Source organism: Pseudomonas syringae, from assembly GCF_021605415.1.
Lineage (GTDB): Bacteria > Pseudomonadota > Gammaproteobacteria > Pseudomonadales > Pseudomonadaceae > Aquipseudomonas > Aquipseudomonas syringae_S.
The window spans coordinates 12,582-31,089 of the sequence record NZ_WKEQ01000022.1 but is presented as its reverse complement, the minus strand read 5'-3'; the positions used below and the strand labels follow the sequence as shown (position 1 = coordinate 31,089).

At 58.2% G+C, this 18,508-nt stretch carries 15 protein-coding genes; 4 read left to right on the top strand and 11 right to left on the bottom strand.

Translation table 11 applies throughout. From position 1 onward, the window contains the following. Positions 1-10 precede the first annotated feature (10 nt). Positions 11-1,009, bottom strand: a complete 999-nt coding sequence (gene nagZ / locus GIW69_RS16280; RefSeq protein WP_236483880.1) for a beta-N-acetylhexosaminidase — start codon at positions 1,007-1,009, stop codon at positions 11-13. Between the two features lie 170 nt (positions 1,010-1,179). Further along, complete coding sequence (locus GIW69_RS16275) at positions 1,180-1,887, bottom strand: TetR/AcrR family transcriptional regulator (protein WP_236483798.1); 708 nt, start codon at positions 1,885-1,887, stop codon at positions 1,180-1,182. Positions 1,888-2,115: 228 nt separating this feature from the next. Here GIW69_RS16275 and lexA point away from each other — a divergent pair, with 228 nt between their 5' ends. Further along, complete coding sequence (gene lexA / locus GIW69_RS16270; RefSeq protein WP_236483795.1) at positions 2,116-2,724, top strand: transcriptional repressor LexA; 609 nt, start codon at positions 2,116-2,118, stop codon at positions 2,722-2,724. Between the two features lie 10 nt (positions 2,725-2,734). Then, positions 2,735-3,208, top strand: a complete 474-nt coding sequence (gene sulA / locus GIW69_RS16265; RefSeq protein ID WP_236483793.1) for an SOS-induced cell division inhibitor SulA — start codon at positions 2,735-2,737, stop codon at positions 3,206-3,208. 96 nt (positions 3,209-3,304) lie between these two features. Here sulA and GIW69_RS16260 read toward each other — a convergent pair whose 3' ends face one another. The 7 genes from GIW69_RS16260 to GIW69_RS16230 form a co-directional block, all read right to left on the bottom strand. After that, positions 3,305-3,538: a hypothetical protein gene (locus GIW69_RS16260; protein ID WP_236483791.1), complete on the bottom strand. Its 234-nt coding sequence runs from the start codon at positions 3,536-3,538 to the stop codon at positions 3,305-3,307. A gap of 105 nt (positions 3,539-3,643) precedes the next feature. Continuing rightward, complete coding sequence (locus GIW69_RS16255; protein WP_236483789.1) at positions 3,644-4,168, bottom strand: DUF6586 family protein; 525 nt, start codon at positions 4,166-4,168, stop codon at positions 3,644-3,646. A 187-nt stretch (positions 4,169-4,355) separates the two neighbouring features. Further along, positions 4,356-6,992: a type I DNA topoisomerase gene (gene topA / locus GIW69_RS16250; protein ID WP_236483787.1), complete on the bottom strand. Its 2,637-nt coding sequence runs from the start codon at positions 6,990-6,992 to the stop codon at positions 4,356-4,358. Between the two features lie 114 nt (positions 6,993-7,106). Then, complete coding sequence (locus tag GIW69_RS16245; RefSeq protein WP_236483785.1) at positions 7,107-7,343, bottom strand: DUF1653 domain-containing protein; 237 nt, start codon at positions 7,341-7,343, stop codon at positions 7,107-7,109. Positions 7,344-7,442: 99 nt separating this feature from the next. Next, positions 7,443-8,618, bottom strand: coding sequence for an acetyl-CoA C-acyltransferase FadA (gene fadA, locus GIW69_RS16240; protein ID WP_008028488.1), 1,176 nt, complete (start codon positions 8,616-8,618; stop codon positions 7,443-7,445). A gap of 29 nt (positions 8,619-8,647) precedes the next feature. Beyond that, entirely contained in the window at positions 8,648-10,795 is a 2,148-nt protein-coding gene (gene fadB, locus GIW69_RS16235; RefSeq protein ID WP_236483783.1) for a fatty acid oxidation complex subunit alpha FadB, read from the bottom strand. A 528-nt stretch (positions 10,796-11,323) separates the two neighbouring features. Next, positions 11,324-11,761: a hypothetical protein gene (locus GIW69_RS16230; RefSeq protein ID WP_236483780.1), complete on the bottom strand. Its 438-nt coding sequence runs from the start codon at positions 11,759-11,761 to the stop codon at positions 11,324-11,326. A 103-nt stretch (positions 11,762-11,864) separates the two neighbouring features. On the opposite strand from GIW69_RS16230, the gene GIW69_RS16225 reads away from it, so the two are divergent. After that, positions 11,865-12,302, top strand: coding sequence for a universal stress protein (locus tag GIW69_RS16225; protein ID WP_236483779.1), 438 nt, complete (start codon positions 11,865-11,867; stop codon positions 12,300-12,302). A 90-nt stretch (positions 12,303-12,392) separates the two neighbouring features. Here GIW69_RS16225 and GIW69_RS16220 read toward each other — a convergent pair whose 3' ends face one another. After that, positions 12,393-14,312 carry an ATP-binding cassette domain-containing protein gene (locus GIW69_RS16220; RefSeq protein WP_236483777.1) on the bottom strand — a complete coding sequence of 640 codons (1,920 nt, stop codon included), beginning with the start codon at positions 14,310-14,312 and terminating at the stop codon, positions 12,393-12,395. A gap of 215 nt (positions 14,313-14,527) precedes the next feature. Here GIW69_RS16220 and GIW69_RS16215 point away from each other — a divergent pair, with 215 nt between their 5' ends. Beyond that, complete coding sequence (locus GIW69_RS16215; protein ID WP_236483775.1) at positions 14,528-16,456, top strand: transglycosylase SLT domain-containing protein; 1,929 nt, start codon at positions 14,528-14,530, stop codon at positions 16,454-16,456. A gap of 242 nt (positions 16,457-16,698) precedes the next feature. Here GIW69_RS16215 and GIW69_RS16210 read toward each other — a convergent pair whose 3' ends face one another. Further along, the gene (locus GIW69_RS16210) at positions 16,699-18,474 is read right to left on the bottom strand and encodes an ABC transporter transmembrane domain-containing protein (protein WP_236483773.1); all 1,776 of its coding nucleotides are present in this window, start codon (positions 18,472-18,474) and stop codon (positions 16,699-16,701) included. Between the last annotated feature and the right edge of the window lie 34 nt (positions 18,475-18,508).

Below are 18,508 nucleotides of genomic sequence, written 5' to 3'. Positions count from 1 at the left end.
CGAAAAATCCTTAATCAATCAGTTGGGCGTCTTTGAGCGCGCCGATGGCAGTGAGCCAGCGAGGATCCTGACGATAATCGGTACTGGCGAACGACTGGCCGCGCATCCTCGCAATGCGTGCGGACGGCGTCACTTTCAGGCGTTGGGCGGCAGTCAGGGCCAGTTCGGCGGCGGCGCGGTCGTTGCAGACCAGGCCCATGTCACAACCGGCGCTCAGGGCCGCCTCGATGCGGCTGGCCGCATCGCCGACCACATGGGCGCCAGCCATCGACAGGTCATCGCTGAAGATCACACCGTCGAATTGCAACTCCCCGCGCAAGATGTCCTGCAACCAGCGGCGGGAGAACCCTGCCGGATTAGCGTCGACTTGCGGGTAAATCACATGCGCGGGCATGACAGCGGCAAGTTGCTGGCTTAGGCGGGCGAACGGCACCAGGTCGTTTGCGCGAATTTCGTCGAGACTGCGCTCGTCGTTCGGGATCGCCACATGGGAGTCGGCTTCTGCCCAGCCATGGCCGGGAAAATGCTTGCCTGTAGCGGCCATGCCGGCGCTGTTCATTCCGCGAATGAAAGCACCCGCCAGCAAGGCAGCACGCTCGGGATCTCCTTCGAAAGAGCGGGTACCGACGACGGCGCTGCGCTGGTAATCCAGATCCAGCACCGGAGCAAAGCTCAGGTCGAGACCCACGGCCAATACCTCGGTCGCCATGATCCAGCCGCACTGCTCGGCCAGGTATTCGGCGTTCGGGTTATCGGCGATGGCGCGCATGGCGGGCAATCGCACGAAGCCCTGCCGCAGACGCTGCACGCGACCGCCCTCCTGATCCACCGCCAGCAACAGATCCGGGCGGACGGCACGGATCGCGGCGCTCAACTCACGCACTTGACGCGGATGCTCAATGTTGCGGGCAAAAATGATCAGGCCGCCCACTTCGGGCTGACGCAACAATTGGCGATCTTCAGCCGTCAGCCAGGTACCGGCGATGTCCACCATCAACGAGCCTTGCAGGCCAGCAGTCATAAAAATTCCTTGATAACTAAAAACCCGCTCCGCAAGAGATCGCCACCAAGGGCAATGCCTGCCGGTGTGGCGATCTGTTTGCGGAGCGGGTTCAGAACGAGAGTCGACATGGGCGGCTAGCTTAGCGGATGTCTGCTGCCGCGCCCACCCGTGTGCGGTTATACCTTGGCGGTGACTGGCGCGGTTTTATTGCGCGGACGCAACTGCGCTGAGGCCATGTTGGTATCGGTTACACCGGTTTCGGCGCGCATGCCGGCGGCGAGGAACGGCACCATCAAACGCATCACCTGCTCAATAGAGGTATTAACGCCGAAATCGGTCTCCGCAATCGCGCGCAATGCCTTAATCCCGGACATGCTGAACGCTGCGGCGCCAAGCATGAAGTGCACACGCCAGAACAGTTCGATAGGAGGAATGCGCGGGGCGGCTTCATTGACCAACAACATGTACCGACGGAACACCTTGCCGTACATGTCTTCGAGATAACGTCGCAAGTGGCCCTGGCTTTGGCTGAATGCCAAGCCAAGCAAGCGCATGAAGATCGACAAATCGTTGCCACTGCGCGGCTGCACGACCAACGCTTGCTCGACAAGAATTTCCAGCAGCTCTTCCAGCGTCGGTCTGTTTTCCGGCTTGGCCTGACGGCGCTCCAGCTCTTTATCGAGACTGATGCAGAACGGCCCGAGAAAGCGCGAAAAAACTGCCTGAATCAAGGCCTTCTTAGAGCCGAAGTGATAGTTCACCGCTGCCAGATTGACCCCGGCTTTGCTAGTGATCAAACGCAACGAGGTTTCAGCGAAACCTTTTTCCGCGAACAACATCTCGGCAGCATCAAGAATGCGTTCAACGGTTTCCGACTGGGCCATGGCTACTCCGCCTGACAAACACTTGTTTGAAACATACGTTTCAGCCTGTCCCTTGTCAAGCCTGGCGGTTCGTTTCGGGAATGGTCGGTCAGCTATTTAACCATATAAGGACGCAGGTTCAATCGGCGCTCTTGCGACCGTCCGGCGGCGCAGGAAAAAACGAGCATTGCCAAGACCGATTCACTGTATATAATCCCAGTCACTGTATAAAAAGACAGAGCGATCACAATGTTAAAACTGACGCCACGCCAAGCCGAGATTCTTGCCTTTATCAAACGTTGCCTCGAAGACAACGGTTACCCGCCGACCCGCGCGGAAATTGCCCAAGAGCTGGGGTTCAAATCGCCCAACGCGGCGGAAGAACATCTCAAGGCACTGGCTCGCAAAGGTGCGATCGAGATGACCCCGGGCGCTTCCCGTGGCATTCGCATACCCGGTTTCGAAGCCAAGGCCGATGAGTCCACCCTGCCAATCATTGGTCGCGTTGCAGCCGGTGCACCGATACTTGCCCAGCAGCACATCGAAGAATCCTGCAATATCAATCCCGCCTTCTTCCATCCTCGCGCCGACTACTTGTTGCGAGTGCACGGCATGAGCATGAAGGACATCGGTATTTTCGATGGTGATTTACTGGCGGTTCATACCACCCGTGAGGCGCGCAACGGTCAGATCGTCGTAGCCCGAATCGGCGATGAAGTGACCGTGAAACGCTTCAAGCGCGACGGCAGCAAAGTCTTTCTCATTGCCGAAAACCCTGAGTTCGCTCCCATCGAAGTCGACCTGAAAGATCAGGAACTGGTCATCGAAGGCTTGAGTGTCGGCGTAATTCGCCGCTAAAGGAGGCTTAATGCAGTTCCCACACACACCTCAGCAAACACAACTGCCGTTGTTCGAAGCGTTTATGGCGCAACCGCTGACACCGACTTTGAGCGAAGTGGTCGAGCGGCCCTGGAATACCGAGCCCGAAGTGTTCAGTGAACTGTCACTGCGCGGTGCAGCCGGGAACTGTCTTAACCTGCTGGCTCCGATTCTTCGCGAACTCAGCGATGATCAGGATGCGCGATGGCTGACATTAATCGCCCCGCCCGCCAGCCTGACCCAAACCTGGCTTCGGGATGCAGGCCTCAACCGTGAGCGCATTCTGCTGCTGCAACCGCGCGGTACTCAGAGCGCTCAGCAACTCGCTTGCGAGGCGCTGCGCCTTGGCCGCAGCCATACTGTTGTCACTTGGCTGAACCCGATAAATGCAAACGCTCGGCAACAACTGATCAGCGCCGCCCGTACCGGAGACGCTCAAAGCCTGAACATTCGACTGGGTTGATCCGTTTTTGATGCGCTGCTTGAAGAGCGCGGGGCTTCTCCAAGGATAGAGAAGCCGATGTCAGCAGAGATGTCGGTAAAACGCCGACGGGCGGTATCAGTGAAGAACCCGCGTCCCTTCATCTTTATCAAACTCGCCTTCAACCAAGCGGCCTGCCATCTGCACGCCGACGCTCAACATCGCCTTGGCGATTTCAACATGCTGACCTTGCAGGAACGCTTTAGCGTCCTCGGAGAAATCCAGCGTCACCAGAGAACCTTCGTCCTCAGCCCTGCGCAGTTCGATTCGGCCGTCTGGTAACTCGACAATTTCTAGAAAGGACGTTGGCATGTAAGTCTGTTCTCCACGAAAGGCGGGGATTATATAGAGATCAGCAAGGCTTCGCTCGGGATGTTGACCAACTGCATATTGCACCCTGCCGCCGATCAACACTGATCAGCATTCGTTCAAGCCTTCACGAAAGCGCAGCGCAAGATTTTTCAGATTCTGCCGCCAGCTTTCGAGCTCTTCGCGACTCAACTCTTGCGAGGGCTCCTCCTCGTCCAGATTGACGGCCAGAATCAACGGCTGAGTAACATCACCCTTCGGCTTGTGCGGAACTCGAGGTGGCTGGAACAGCGCCGAATGTGCTGCCAGCAATTTTGCCAGCCAGGTTTCCGGATTACCGGCCAACTCGATCATCTCCGCCAGTTCGGGAATCGCGATCGATTCCAGCACTTCCCGGGTCAGTAGCGCTTCTGCCCGTGGCGAACTGGCCTCAGGCAAACGATAAAATCCGGCGATCTCGTGGCACAGCCCCAGTAACGCACCGTAGAGATGGAACAGCGCCGATTCACGCCCTGCCTGAATCAGCGCCAGTGAATTCATCGCCCGCCCTTCTTCAGCTCTGGCCAAGGCTTCCAGCGACAGACCAGCGAAATAGATTTTCTGATTGGTACGGGTATAGAGTTCGTGGGCCATGACGGCAGCCTCCACAACGAAATAATTGCTTCACACAGGTCGGACAGTGTCGTGGATCAGGGAAGCTGACCGCAAGCACAAAACAAAAAGGCCACATGAAACCCGAAAGTTGTCATGCGGCCTTTTGGCTATGCGGGACCTGACTCCCGCGGCCGACCGAGGTCAGCTTGCGTCGAACAACGGCTGATTAAGCCTTTGCGGGCTTGGCGGCCGTGCGTTTGTCTTCAACCTTCCACTTGCCACCGTCGTAAAACGCTTTCCAGCCAGTCGGCTTGCCGTCCACTTCGGTTTGCACGTATTGCTCCTTGGTCTTACGGCTGTAACGGATCACGGCCGGCAGACCATCAGGATCCTTCTGCGGCGCATCGCACAAGAAGTGATACTTCGGATCGATTTCGTCCTTGTGCGGCAGAATCTCGAGCACCAGTGGAGCACGGGTCTCGCGGTTCTTCGGGAACTGACTGGCAGCCAGGAACAACCCTGACGCACCATCTCGCAGGATGTAGGTGTCATTGACCTTTTCGCATTTCAGCTCAGGCATTTTCACCGGATCCATCTTCGGTGGCGCCGCATCACCGCTTTTCAGCAATTTGCGGGTATTTTTGCACTCAGGATTGGTGCAACCGAAGAACTTGCCGAAACGCCCGGTCTTGAGCTGCATCTCGCTGCCGCACTTGTCACATTCAAGGCTCGGGCCTTCGTAGCCCTTGATGCGATAGCTGCCCTCTTCGATTTCGTAGCCGGCGCAATCCGGGTTGTTACCGCAGATGTGCAACTTGCGCTTCTCGTCGAGTAAGTAGGCGTCCATCGCGGTGCTGCAGATCGGGCAGCGATGCTTGCCGCGCAGAACCAAAGATTCCGACTCACCTTCGTCGTCCGCAGCAATTTCATCGCCCGGCACCAGATTGACGGTGGCCTTGCAACGCTCTTTCGGCGGCAGGCTGTAGCCCGAGCAGCCGAGAAACACACCGGTCGACGCAGTACGAATCTGCATCGGACGGCCGCAAGTGGTGCAAGGGATATCGGTCATGACCGGCTGGTTGGCACGCATACCGTCTTCCGGGCTCTCGGCTACTTCAAGCTTCTTCTTGAAATCGCCGTAGAACTCGTCCAATACGCTCTTCCAGTCGCGCTCGCCCTGGGCCACGTCATCGAGGTTCTCTTCCATGCCGGCTGTGAAGCCGTAGTCCATGAGATTGGAGAAGCTCTCCGACAGACGCTCGGTGACGATGTCGCCCATCTTTTCCGAATAGAAACGACGGTTGTGCAGCGTGACGTAACCTCGATCCTGAATGGTCGAAATGATCGCGGCGTAAGTCGATGGACGACCGATACCGCGTTTCTCCATTTCCTTTACCAGGCTAGCTTCCGAGTAACGCGCCGGCGGTTTGGTGAAGTGCTGCGACGGATCGAGCTTGACCAGCTTCATCACGTCGCCCTGGGCCATGTCCGGCAGAATGTCGTCATCGCCCGGTTTGGCGATTTGCGGCATGACACGGGTGTAACCGTCAAACTTCAGGACGCGGCCCTTGGCGCGCAGCTCGAAGTCTCCTGCGCCAACGCTGACGGTCGTCGACAGGTATTGGGCCGGAAGCATCTGGCAAGCGAGGAACTGGCGCCAGATCAGCTCATACAGACGCTCGGCATCGCGCTCCATACCCGACAGCTTGCTCGGCGTGGTGTTGGCATCGGAAGGACGAATCGCTTCGTGAGCCTCCTGCGCGCCTTCTTTGCTGCTGTAGACGTTCGGCTTTTCCGGCAGATATTTCTTGCCGAACTCGGTTTCGATGTAAGAACGCGCCATCTCAACGGCATCGGCCGAGAGGTTGGTCGAATCGGTACGCATGTAAGTGATGTAGCCGGCTTCATACAGACGCTGGGCCATCATCATGGTTTTCTTCACGCCAAAGCCCAGGCGATTGCTCGCGGCCTGTTGCAGGGTGGACGTGATGAATGGCGCCGAAGGCTTGCTGCTGGTCGGCTTGTCTTCGCGCTTGACGATGCTGTAGCTGGAAGATTTGAGCTTCTCCAGCGCGGCGCTGGCCTGGGCTTCGTTCAGCGGTTTGAAGGCCTCGCCTTTTTCTCGGGCAACTTCGAAGCGAACGGTCGAGCCTTTTGCAGTGCCGAGATCGGCGTGAATTTCCCAATATTCTTCCGGAATAAACGCGCGAATTTCACGCTCACGATCAACCACCAGCTTCACGGCGACCGACTGCACACGGCCAGCGGACAGGCCACGGGCAATCTTCGCCCACAGCAGTGGCGAAACCATGTAACCGACGACGCGATCAAGAAAACGGCGCGCCTGCTGCGCGTTGACGCGATCAATGTCCAGCTCGCCTGGCTGTGAGAAGGCTTCCTGAATCGCCTTCTTGGTAATTTCGTTGAAGACCACACGCTTGTAGCGGCTGTCGTCACCACCGATGGCTTCGCGCAGGTGCCAGGCAATGGCTTCCCCCTCGCGATCCAAGTCCGTTGCGAGATAGATGGTATCGGCATCTTTGGCGAGCCTGCGCAGCTCTTCAATGACCTTCTCTTTACCCGGGAGGATCTCGTATTTGGCTTTCCAGCCATGCTCGGGATCGACGCCCATACGCGAGACAAGCTGCTTGCGCGCTTTCTCTTTCGGCGTGAGCACCGGACCTTCGCCCGCGGCAGCCTTGCCGCGCTTGGCGGCTGGCTCTTTGCTGGCGCTAGCCGAACCGCTGGTGGGCAGGTCTCGGATATGGCCGATACTCGACTTCACCACGTATTGGTTGCCCAGATACTTGTTGATGGTCTTGGCCTTAGCCGGGGATTCCACAATGACCAGCGATTTGCCCATGGATCAGAAAATTCCTGAATTCTAGAAGTGAAAGGCGGTTGGCGCCTGACGCGGCACCGCTATATATAGTGGCTACAAGGTGAGGTCAAGCGCAGGGTTCTGCGCGCACTCAGCTTATGCCTCGGGAAAAATGCTCTTTTCAGCCTGCACCAAAGCAAAGCGTGGTACCTGTTCGCCGTCAACCTCGACCGACTCCAGAAACATGCTCAACGGGCGTACCCAATAGCCATATTCCCCATACAGGGCTTGGTAGAAGACCACTTCTTCTTCGGTCTCGGAATGCCTTGCGACACTGAAGACACGGTACTGCGGACCTTTGTAATGCTGATAGAGCCCAGGTTGTATCGGCATGCTTCGGCCCTCTCTCAAATTTTTTCAAAATAAAAATAATATAAAGCCACAAAAACAAAAAACCGGGGCACTTGGCCCCGGCTTCCATCGACGAGACGCTTAAACGCGTTCGAAGACGGTGGAGATGCCCTGGCCGAGGCCAATGCACATCGTTGCCACCCCGAAGGTGCCGCCATTCTGCTTCATCACGTTCAGCAAAGTGCCGGAAATCCGTGCGCCGGAACAACCGAACGGGTGACCCAGGGCGATCGCGCCGCCGTGCAGGTTAACCTTCTCGTTCATCTTGTCGAGCACTTTCAAATCTTTCAGCACTGGCAGCGCCTGTGCAGCGAAAGCTTCGTTGAGCTCGAAGAAGTCGATATCGTTGATGCCCAGACCCGCACGCTTCAGTGCCTTTTGCGTGGCTGGAACCGGGCCATAGCCCATGATTGCAGGATCCACACCCGCCACCGCCATCGAACGAATCACCGCCAGAGGCTGGATACCGAGATCCTGAGCACGCTGCGCCGACATCACGATCATGCACGAAGCACCATCGGTAATCTGCGACGAAGTACCCGCTGTCACGGTGCCGCCCTTTGGATTGAATGCCGGCTTCAACGCCGCCAGGCTTTCCAGGGTGGTTTCCGGACGAATGGTCTCATCGTAGTCGAACAGTTTCAGGAAACCATTCTCGTCATAACCCTGCATCGGGATGATTTCGTCTTTGAACTTGCCTTCCACCGTTGCCTTGTGGGCCAACTGATGGGAACGCACGCCGAAAGCGTCCTGTTGCTCGCGAGTGATGCCATGCATTTTGCCCAGCATTTCAGCGGTCAGGCCCATCATGCCCGAGGCTTTCGCCGCGTACAGCGACATGTGCGGGTTCGGATCGACACCGTGCATCATGCTCACATGGCCCATATGCTCGACGCCGCCCACCACGAATACGTCACCGTTACCGGTCATGATCGCTTGCGCAGCGGTGTGCAGAGCGCTCATCGACGAGCCACACAGACGGCTGACGGTCTGACCGGCCGCCGTGTGCGGGATCTGCGTCATCAGCGAGGCCATGCGCGCGATGTTCCAGCCCTGCTCAAGGGTCTGGTTCACACAGCCCCAGATCACGTCTTCGACTTCGTTCGGGTCGACCTTGACGTTACGTTCCAGCAATTTGCTGATCAGATGCGCCGACATATCTTCAGCGCGGGTGTTGCGGTGCATGCCGCCCTTGGAGCGGCCCATCGGAGTACGACCGAAGTCGACAATCACGACGTCTCTAGGATTCAAGCTCATACGTTCACTCTCACTCTAGTTGGGGGCGCTTAACCGAAGAAGCGTTGGCCGTTTTTGGCCATCTCGCGCAGCTTCGCGGTCGGGTGGTACAGCGCGCCCAAATCAGCGTACTGGTCAGCCAGGGCAACGAACTCGGCAACACCGATCGAGTCGATGTAGCGCAGCGCACCACCACGGAATGGAGGGAAACCGATACCGTAGACCAGACCCATGTCGGCTTCGGCGGCGGTTTCGACGATGCCGTCTTCCAGGCAACGCACGGTTTCCAGGCACAGCGGGATCATCATCCAATTGATGATGTCTTCGTCAGTGACTTCGCGCTGCTCGTAGACGATCGGCTTGAGCACTTCCAGCACCGACGGATCGGCGACTTTCTTCTGCTTGCCTTTCTTGTCGGCCTCGTAAGCGTAGAAGCCCTTGCCGTTTTTCTGACCCAGACGCTTGGCTTCGTAAAGCACGTCGATGGCCGAGCGACGGTCATCTTTCATGCGATCCGGAAAACCTTCAGCCATCACGTCACGACCGTGGTGACCGGTGTCGATGCCGACCACGTCCATCAGGTATGCCGGGCCCATTGGCCAACCAAATTTTTCCATGACCTTGTCGATACGGACGAAGTCCACACCAGCGCTGACCAGTTTGGCGAAACCGCCGAAGTACGGGAACAGCACACGGTTGACCAGGAAGCCCGGGCAGTCGTTAACGACGATCGGGTTCTTGCCCATTTTTTTTGCGTAGGCAACGGTGGTGGCAACCGCCAACTCGCTGGACTTCTCACCACGAATGACTTCTACCAGCGGCATCATGTGCACCGGGTTGAAGAAGTGCATGCCGACGAAATTTTCCGGACGCTTGAGGGCTTTCGCCAGCAGGCTGATGGAAATGGTCGAGGTATTAGACGCGAGGATGGTGTCCTCTTTGACCTTGTCTTCGACTTCGGCCAGTACGGCTTGCTTGACCTTCGGGTTTTCGACAACGGCTTCGACCACCAGGTCGACGTGACCGAAATCGCCGTAGGACAGCGTAGGACGAATGCCGTTGAGCACTTCGGCCATTTTCGCGGCGGTCATGCGACCTTTATCAACGCGACCGACCAGCAGTTTGGCGGCTTCGGCCAGACCCTGCTCGATACCGTGCTCGTTGATGTCTTTCATCAGGATAGGCGTGCCTTTGGAGGCCGACTGATAAGCGATACCGCCACCCATGATGCCGGCGCCCAATACAGCAGCCTGCTTCACGTCTTTGGCGATCTCGTCGTAGGCCTTGGCTTTTTTCTTCAGTTCCTGATCGTTCAGGAACAGGCCGATCAGGCTCTGTGCAGCCGAAGTTTTCGCCAGCTTGACGAAACCGGTGGCTTCAACTTCCAGTGCCTTGTCACGACCGAAGTTCGCGGCTTTCTGGATGGTCTTGATCGCTTCGACCGGGGCCGGATAGTTCGGGCCAGCCTGGCCAGCCACGAAACCTTTGGCCGTTTCGAAAGCCATCATCTGTTCGATTGCGTTCAGCTTGAGCTTTTCAAGCTTTGGCTGGCGCTTGGCCTTGTAGTCGAACTCGCCGGAGATGGCGCGCTTGATCATCTCAAGGGCAGCTTCCTGCAGCTTTTCAGGAGCAACCACGGCGTCGACAGCACCTACTTTCAGGGCGTCTTCAGGGCGGTTTTCCTTGCCGGCTGCAATCCACTCGATGGCGTTGTCGGCACCGATCAGGCGCGGCAGACGCACGGTGCCGCCGAAGCCCGGGTAGATGCCCAGCTTGACTTCCGGCAGACCGATTTTGGCTTTGGTGGACATGACGCGATAGTCCGCAGCCAGGCACATTTCCAGACCGCCACCAAGGGCGATGCCGTTGATCGCGGCAACAGTTGGAACGTTGAGGTCTTCAAAATCGCTGAAGATCTTGTTGGCTTCGAGATTGCCAGCAACCAGCTCGGCATCCGGCAGCTTGAAGTTGTCGACGAATTCGGTGATGTCGGCGCCGACGATAAAGACGTCCTTGCCACTGCTGACGATCACACCCTTGATCGAAGCATCTGCCTTGATGGTGTCAACAGCCTGACGCAGTTCGTTCAGGGTTAGACGGTTGAACTTGTTGACGGACTCACCCTTGAGGTCGAATTTCAATTCGACGATGCCACTTTCAAGAGCGTTAACCGTGATGGCTTTACCTTCGTAAATCATCAACTGATCTCCACGATATGGAAGCTGAACAGTACACGTCGGACGCAGGCGAATGGCTTGGCAAGACGCTTAATCGTCGATGCTGACACCAATCCACCCGGCACACCCGCCAACGCGATAGTCGGGATTCTGTAGGAGCGGTCTGAAATACAAACGCTCAATTCATACGCCCGTTTGATTCGGGTGCATCACCTTCACGGAAATTCCGACAATTGTCAATCGCCCGAAATACGGGATGAAATGCGACCTCACGGTCATTTCCGGCCCGTGCAGACCTGCAACACGCGCCTGCATGCACCGCTATTCATAAGATCAATCATTAGAAAATTCGCCCTAATAACCGACACACCTTGGTTAACAGGCTACGCTGGGCAAAGACGAAGAGAAACGTAACATCTTGGCGAGAGCGCTAAGACGATAGAGTAAGTTACCGGCCTGCCTGGCCACACCCGCCCGACGATAATGTCGGGCTTTTTATTGCGCGTCTGCCAGACACATCCCGCCATTGCAGCGGGAAATGTCGTCGCGTCATGCCAGCGCTTTCAGCGTAGCGTCGATGTCCGACAAAACCGATGCTTCGCCCTTCTCACCCCAATACAGGGCGATCATCTGCTGGTCGGCCTCGACCTTGAAAACGTTGGCCGGCAATTTTTCGAAATGATTGAGCAACAGTGGATCTTCACAGGTTTCCTGCCACTGATTGACCCACAATCCAGGGGATTTCTGCCAATACGCCCAGCATGCCGGTTGATTGCCGCGCCGTGGCCGATGGTACTGCGCACACGGGCTCGGAGGCTCCTGCGCCATCCAGTGCGGCCATTCCTGAGGCGCGAGTTGCATAGCCAGGCCGATGCGGCGGGCCTCCATGCGCAGGGCGATCCGGCCACTCTGCGCGCGCGAGGGGCGCAACCAGGCCAACGGACTCAAAACCACCAGCAGGATTGACACCACCAACCAGACCGTCATATCTGTACTCCCGAATCTGAATGAGCTCATTGCTTCGCTTTGGAACCAATGCGCTTGAAACCAGCCATACTTACCAATATTGAAACCTCACGAGGAGCACCTCATGCCCTACCACCATATCCTGGTCGCCGTGGATCTGACCGAAGAGTGCGACCCTGTGATCCACCGCGCACGCGAGCTTTCGGTGAGCAATGGCGCCAAGCTGTCGCTGGTGCATATCGTCGAACCTATGGCCATGGCCTTCGGTGGTGACGTGCCGATGGATCTGTCACAACTGCAACAACAGCAGTTTGACCAGGCCAAGGAACGTCTCGAGCGATTGAAACTCAAGTACACCGAGCTTGAAGGTGCCAACTGCCATCTGACCTATGGCCAGCCACGCCAGGAAATCCACCACTTTTCCAAGGAACAGGGCTGCGACCTGATCGTCGTCGGCAGCCATGGTCGACATGGTCTGGCGCTACTGCTCGGCTCCACCGCCAATGACGTGCTGCACGGCGCACCGTGCGACGTGCTCGCCGTGCACCTGGTCAAACGCTGACCTGCGCAGGTGTTGCCCGCGTCTGCGGCAGCGCCTACAAAAAGCCCGGCGCTCATCACTGAGTGCCGGGCTTTTTTATTGCAGGATCTGTCAGGCATCCAACTCGGCCCAGCGTTCCACCAGGACGTCCAGTTCGGCTTGCAACGTTTCAAGCGAAGCAATCACCTTGGCCGTCTCGGCCGCAGGACGCTGATAGAAACCGGCGTCAGCCATTTCCGCTTCTACGGCAGCGATTTGCTTCTCTTTGGCGTCGATATCGCCCGGTAGCGCTTCCAGCTCGCGTTGCAACTTGTAGCTCAGCTTCTTCTTGGCCGGTGTCGCAGCAGCGGACGCAGCAACCGGCGCTGGCTCAGCCTTGACCACTGCCGAATTCAAGTCAGCCTTGCCGGACTTGCTCTCGGTCACGCCCAACAGGCGCGGCGAGCCACCCTGACGCAGCCAGTCCTGATAACCACCGACGTATTCGCGCACCTTGCCTTCACCTTCGAAGACCAGGGTGCTGGTGACTACGTTGTCGAGGAATGCCCGGTCGTGGCTGACCATCAGCACGGTACCGTTGAAGGTCAGCAAGACCTCTTCCAGCAGTTCGAGTGTTTCCACATCGAGATCGTTGGTCGGTTCGTCGAGTACCAGCAGGTTCGCTGGTTTGCTGAACAGCTTGGCCAGCAGCAAACGCGCACGCTCACCGCCGGACAACGCCTTCACCGGCGTGCGAGCACGCTGCGGGCTGAACAGGAAGTCGCCGAGGTAGCTCAGGACGTGGCGGCTCTGGCCGTCGATATCGATGAAGTCGCGACCTTCAGCGACGTTGTCGATCACGGTTTTTTCCAGATCCAGTTGATGGCGCAACTGGTCGAAGTAGGCCACGTCGATTCTGGTGCCCTCTTCCACCTTGCCACTGGTCGGTTGCAGACCGCTGAGCATCAGTTTCAACAGGGTGGTTTTGCCAGTGCCGTTGGCGCCCAGCAAACCGATTCGGTCGCCGCGCTGCAGCACCATCGAGAAGTCTTTGATCAGGAACGGGCCGCCCGGGTGAGCAAAGCTCACGTCTTCGAGCACCATGACCTGCTTGCCGGACTTGTCGGCGGTTTCCAGCTGAATGTTGGCCTTGCCGGTGCGCTCGCGACGCTCACTGCGCTCAACACGCAAGGCTTTCAATGCACGCACTCGGCCTTCGTTGCGGGTACGACGCGCCTTGATGCCCTGACGGATCCACACCTCTTCCTGGGCCAGACGCTTGTCGAACAGCGCGTTGGCAGTGGCTTCGGCCGCCAGTTCGGCTTCCTTGTGCACCAGGAAACTGGCGTAATCGCCATTCCAGTCGATCAGGCCGCCGCGATCCAGTTCGAGGATGCGCGTAGCGAGGTTCTGCAGGAAAGAACGGTCGTGCGTGATGAACAGCACGGCGCCCTGGAAATCTTTCAGCGCTTCTTCGAGCCAGGCAATCGCACCGATGTCCAGGTGGTTGGTCGGTTCGTCGAGCAGCAGCAGATCCGGTTCGGACACCAGCGCCTGCGCCAGCAGCACGCGACGACGCCAGCCGCCGGACAATTCGGCGAGGGTCTTGTCGGCCGGCAGCTGCAGGCGGCTCAGGGTGCTGTCGACCAGCGTTTGCAGGCGCCAGCCATCACGGGCTTCGAGATCGTGCTGAACGTGCATCAGCTTGTCCAGATCGGCGTCGGTGACGATGTTCTGGCTCAGGTGATGGTATTCGGCGAGCAGCGCGCCAACGCCATCGAGGCCTTCGGCAACCACGTCGAAAACAGTCCGCTCGTCGGCCACCGGCAATTCTTGCGGCAATTCGCCGATTTTCAGACCGGGGGCACGCCATACCGAGCCGTCATCGGGCTTCTGGTCGCCCTTGACCAGTTTCATCATGCTGGATTTACCAGTGCCGTTACGGCCGATGATGCACACCCGCTCACCACGGGCGATCTGCCAGGACACCTTGTCCAACAACGGCATCGCGCCGAATGCAAGGGACACATCGCTGAATTTGAGCAGGGTCATGAGCTTCTCCAAAAACCGGGCGCGCATTCTACCTGAAATGAGGTGCCAACAGGCCGGCAATTTCGTTGTCGACGCACTCTGCACAACATTTGTTGCGAACTTGTGCCACAGGGCTGGGAAAGCTTTCGCCGGCTGCTGGCAAAAGGCTAAGCTACAGGCAATTCAGTGTCGGCTACCGTCGGCGCTAGTCATGATTTTCTCTGCCCGGATGTCTCATGCGCAGTCGCCTTCTTAGTGTTTTGTCATGTTTTTTACTTACCGCCGCTGCCGTTCAATCCGCCCAGGCGGTGGATCTTTCCACCCAACGCCAGTACTACGATGAAGCCAAACGCGCCTTGGCCAAGGGCGATACCGGCCCGTATTTCCGTTATAGCCAGGCTTTGGCCGATTACCCGCTTGAACCGTATCTGGCCTACGACGAACTGACCGCGCGCCTGAAAACGGCGAGCAACGCGGAGATCGAGAAATTCCTCGCTGAACACGGCGACCTGCCCCAGGCCAACTGGATGAAGCTGCGCTGGTTGCGCTGGCTGGCGGATCGCGGCGACTGGGCGACCTTCGTCAAATATTACGACCCTAAACTGAATTTCACCGAACTGGACTGCCTCAACGCGCAATACCAGATCACCCATGACAAAAAAGCCGAAGGCTACGCCAATGCCGACAAACTCTGGCTGACCGGCAAGTCTCAGCCGGCGGCATGCGATGCGCTGTTCGGCATCTGGGCCGCCGACGGCCAACTGACCGAACAGAAACGCTGGGAACGCACCAAACTCGCCGCCCAGGCACGCAACTATCCGCTGGCCAACAGCCTGGTCAACGGCCTGACCACGTTGGCCCCACGCGGTCGGCTGCTGGTGGACGTGGCGCAAAAACCGGAACTGCTCAATCAGCCGTCGCGCTTCACCCCGGCCGACGAGCCGATGTCCGATGTGGTCAGCCTCGGCCTGCGCCGTCTCGCCCGTCAGAATCCGGACAAGGCCATGGCACTGCTCGACGGTTATGCCAGCAGCATGCATTTCTCCCGTGATGAAAAAGTCGCGATCGCCCGGGAAATTGGTTTGACCCTCGCTCGTCGTTTCGATGGCCGCGCGCTGGATGTCATGACCAAATATGACCCGGAACTGCGCGACAACACGGTGTCCGAATGGCGTCTGCGTCTGCTTTTGCGCCTCGCGCGTTGGGACGACGCCTATCAGTTGACCCGCCGCTTGCCGCAGGATCTGGCGACCACTAACCGCTGGCGCTACTGGCAGGCCCGTAGCCTCGAACTCGCGCAACCGAAAAACCCGGAAGCGCAAACCCTGTACAAGAACCTCGCGCGCGAACGAGACTTCTACGGCTTCCTCGCCGCCGACCGCTCACAATCGCCTTACTCCCTGAACAACAAGCCGCTGGTGCTCAGCCAGGCCTTGATCAACAAAGTGCGCAATACGCCGGGTGTGCGTCGTGCGCTGGAATTCCATGCACGCGGGCAAATCGTCGATGGCCGCCGCGAGTGGTATCACGTCAGCCGGCATTTCAACCGCGACGAAATGGTCGCCCAGGCGAAACTGGCGTACGACTTGAAATGGTATTTCCCGGCGATCCGCACCATCAGCCAAGCGCAGTATTGGGACGATCTTGACATCCGTTTCCCGATGGCTCACCGCGAAACGTTGGTGCGAGAAGCCAAAGTGCGCGGCCTGCATTCGAGCTGGGTGTTCGCCATCACCCGTCAGGAAAGCGCCTTCATGGATGATGCCCGCTCCGGCGTTGGCGCCAGCGGCCTGATGCAATTGATGCCCGCCACCGCCAAAGAAACCGCGCGCAAATTCAGCATTCCGCTGGCTTCGCCGCAGCAAGTGCTCATCCCGGACAAAAACATCCAGCTCGGCGCCGCTTACCTGAGTCAGGTACACGCCCAGTTCAACGGCAACCGCGTCCTCGCCTCCGCCGCCTACAACGCCGGCCCCGGCCGCGTCCGTCAATGGCTGCGAGGCGCCGATCACCTGAGTTTCGACGTCTGGGTGGAAAGCATTCCCTTCGACGAAACCCGCCAGTACGTGCAAAACGTGCTGTCTTATTCGGTGATCTACGGCCAGAAACTCAACTCACCGCAACCGCTGGTGGATTGGCACGAACGCTACTTTGACGATCAATAAAGGCTGAGGCGGCAAGACCTTGGCTTCAAGCGGCGAGTCTTGTTGCTTCGCCAAAATGAAAATGCCAACATCGACAGATGCGGGCATTTTTCAAGCGTTCTAATACAAGTTAGTGTGAATTCAGTTTTGCGAGCGTGGCTTTACCGCATTCAGTCAGACGATGCGAGTAGGTCAACACCGGTCGCCACAGGCTGAGTATCAACGATTGCCATTCGGCGGCGCCATGTGCCCCAGCAGCCCATTCATTCGACATCATGCCCATCATTGAACTGCAACGCTGCCAACCGCGCATACAGCGGATTGCTCAAAATCAGTTCCTGATGCGTGCCCACCGCCACCAGTCTGCCTTGATCCATCACCGCGATGCGGTCGGCGTTTTTCACCGTGGCCAAGCGATGGGCGATGACCAGCGTGGTGCGATTGTGCATAAGGCGCGGCAGTGCTTGCTGGATCAGGTGTTCGCTTTGTGCATCAAGGGCGCTGGTGGCTTCGTCGAGCAGCAGGATGGGGGCATCCACCAACAAGGCGCGGGCGATGGCCAGGCGTTGGCGCTGGCCGCCAGACAAGCCGAGCCCGCCGTCGCCCAAATGGGTCTGGTAGCCGTCGGGCATTTGCTCGATGAAGTCGTGGGCGTGGGCTATTTTTGCCGCTTCCTGCACCTGTGCCAGGGTTGCGCCCGGAAGGCCGTAGCGAATGTTGTCTTCGACGCTGCCGAAGAACAGCGCGGGCGTCTGCGAGACCAGCGCAAAACAGCGGCGCAGATCCAGCGGATCAAGGCGGGTCAGCGGCACGCCGTCGAGCAGAATGCGTCCTTCCGTCGGGTCGTAGAAACGCAGGAGCAAGTCGTACACCGTGGACTTGCCTGCGCCCGATGGCCCGACCAGTGCCAGGGTTTCGCCCGCCCGAACCGTCAGATTCAAGCCATCGATAGCAAAGCTTTCTGAACGCGACGGGTAGGAAAAGCGCACATCCTGAAGCTCCAATTCGCCCCTGACCCGCGCCGGTAATTTCACTAGCCCAGTAACAGGTGGCTGAATAACATTTTCCGACCGCAGCAGTTCCGCAATCCGCTCAGCTGCACCCGCAGCCCGTTGCAACTCGCCGATGACCTCGCTCAACGTACCGAACGCGCTACCGACGATCAGGCTGTAGAAGACAAACGCCGCCAGCTCACCGGCAGAAATGCGCCCGGCGATCACGTCCATGCCGCCGACCCAGAGCATTACGCCCACTGCACCGAGCACCAGTACGATCACCAGCGTGATCAACCATGCACGCTGAAAAATGCGTTTACGTGCGGTTTCGAATGCCTGCTCGACTGTGTCGGCAAAACGCTGTTCGTCCTGCACCTGATGGTTATAGGCCTGCACGGTTTTGATCTGGCCGAGGGTTTCCGAGACGTAGCTGCCAATGTCGGCAATGCGATCCTGACTCAACCGCGACAGGCTGCGCACCCGACGACCAAAAATCAGAATCGGCGCGATTACCAGGGGTAGCGCGATGACGACGATGCTGGTGAGTTTGGGGTTGGTGATGAACAACAGCACAATGCCGCCGATCACCATCAGCAGATTGCGCAGGAACATCGACAGCGACGAGCCGATCACCGATTGCAGTAGCGTAGTGTCGGCGGTCAGACGCGACTGGATTTCCGAGCTGCGGTTGCTCTCGTAAAACCCCGGATGCAGATAGATCAAATGGTTGAAGACCCGCCGACGGATGTCCGCCACGCAGCGCTCACCGATCCATGACACCAGGTAAAAACGCGCGAACGTACCCACAGCCAGACCGAGCACCAGCAGCATAAACAGGCCAATGCTTTGATTAAGCAAATGCGGAGACTGGGTCATGAACCCTTGATCGACCAACAAACGAATGCCCTGCCCCATCGATAAGGTAATCCCGGCGGTGACGATCAGCGCCAGCAACGCACCGAATGCGTGCCAGCGATAAGGCGCAAGAAATTGACTGGCCAAGCGCAGCGCGCGTCGGTGGCGAGAGGAAAGCAAAGAGATCATTCAGGTTCACGTCTTGTGCTGAGGGATGGGGCCA

Bases quoted from the DNA above. Each gene is read 5' to 3' on its own strand.
- GIW69_RS16275 (WP_236483798.1), bottom strand. From the start codon at position 1,887: ATGGCCCAGTCGGAAACCGTTGAACGCATTCTTGATGCTGCCGAGATG.
- GIW69_RS16210 (WP_236483773.1), bottom strand. From the start codon at position 18,474: ATGATCTCTTTGCTTTCCTCTCGCCACCGACGCGCGCTGCGCTTGGCC.
- GIW69_RS16230 (WP_236483780.1), bottom strand. From the start codon at position 11,761: ATGACGGTCTGGTTGGTGGTGTCAATCCTGCTGGTGGTTTTGAGTCCG.
- GIW69_RS16220 (WP_236483777.1), bottom strand. From the start codon at position 14,312: ATGACCCTGCTCAAATTCAGCGATGTGTCCCTTGCATTCGGCGCGATG.
- lexA (WP_236483795.1), top strand. From the start codon at position 2,116: ATGTTAAAACTGACGCCACGCCAAGCCGAGATTCTTGCCTTTATCAAA.
- sulA (WP_236483793.1), top strand. From the start codon at position 2,735: ATGCAGTTCCCACACACACCTCAGCAAACACAACTGCCGTTGTTCGAA.
- GIW69_RS16225 (WP_236483779.1), top strand. From the start codon at position 11,865: ATGCCCTACCACCATATCCTGGTCGCCGTGGATCTGACCGAAGAGTGC.
- GIW69_RS16215 (WP_236483775.1), top strand. From the start codon at position 14,528: ATGCGCAGTCGCCTTCTTAGTGTTTTGTCATGTTTTTTACTTACCGCC.
- GIW69_RS16255 (WP_236483789.1), bottom strand. From the start codon at position 4,168: ATGGCCCACGAACTCTATACCCGTACCAATCAGAAAATCTATTTCGCT.
- GIW69_RS16245 (WP_236483785.1), bottom strand. From the start codon at position 7,343: ATGCCGATACAACCTGGGCTCTATCAGCATTACAAAGGTCCGCAGTAC.
- GIW69_RS16260 (WP_236483791.1), bottom strand. From the start codon at position 3,538: ATGCCAACGTCCTTTCTAGAAATTGTCGAGTTACCAGACGGCCGAATC.
- topA (WP_236483787.1), bottom strand. From the start codon at position 6,992: ATGGGCAAATCGCTGGTCATTGTGGAATCCCCGGCTAAGGCCAAGACC.
- fadB (WP_236483783.1), bottom strand. From the start codon at position 10,795: ATGATTTACGAAGGTAAAGCCATCACGGTTAACGCTCTTGAAAGTGGC.
- fadA (WP_008028488.1), bottom strand. From the start codon at position 8,618: ATGAGCTTGAATCCTAGAGACGTCGTGATTGTCGACTTCGGTCGTACT.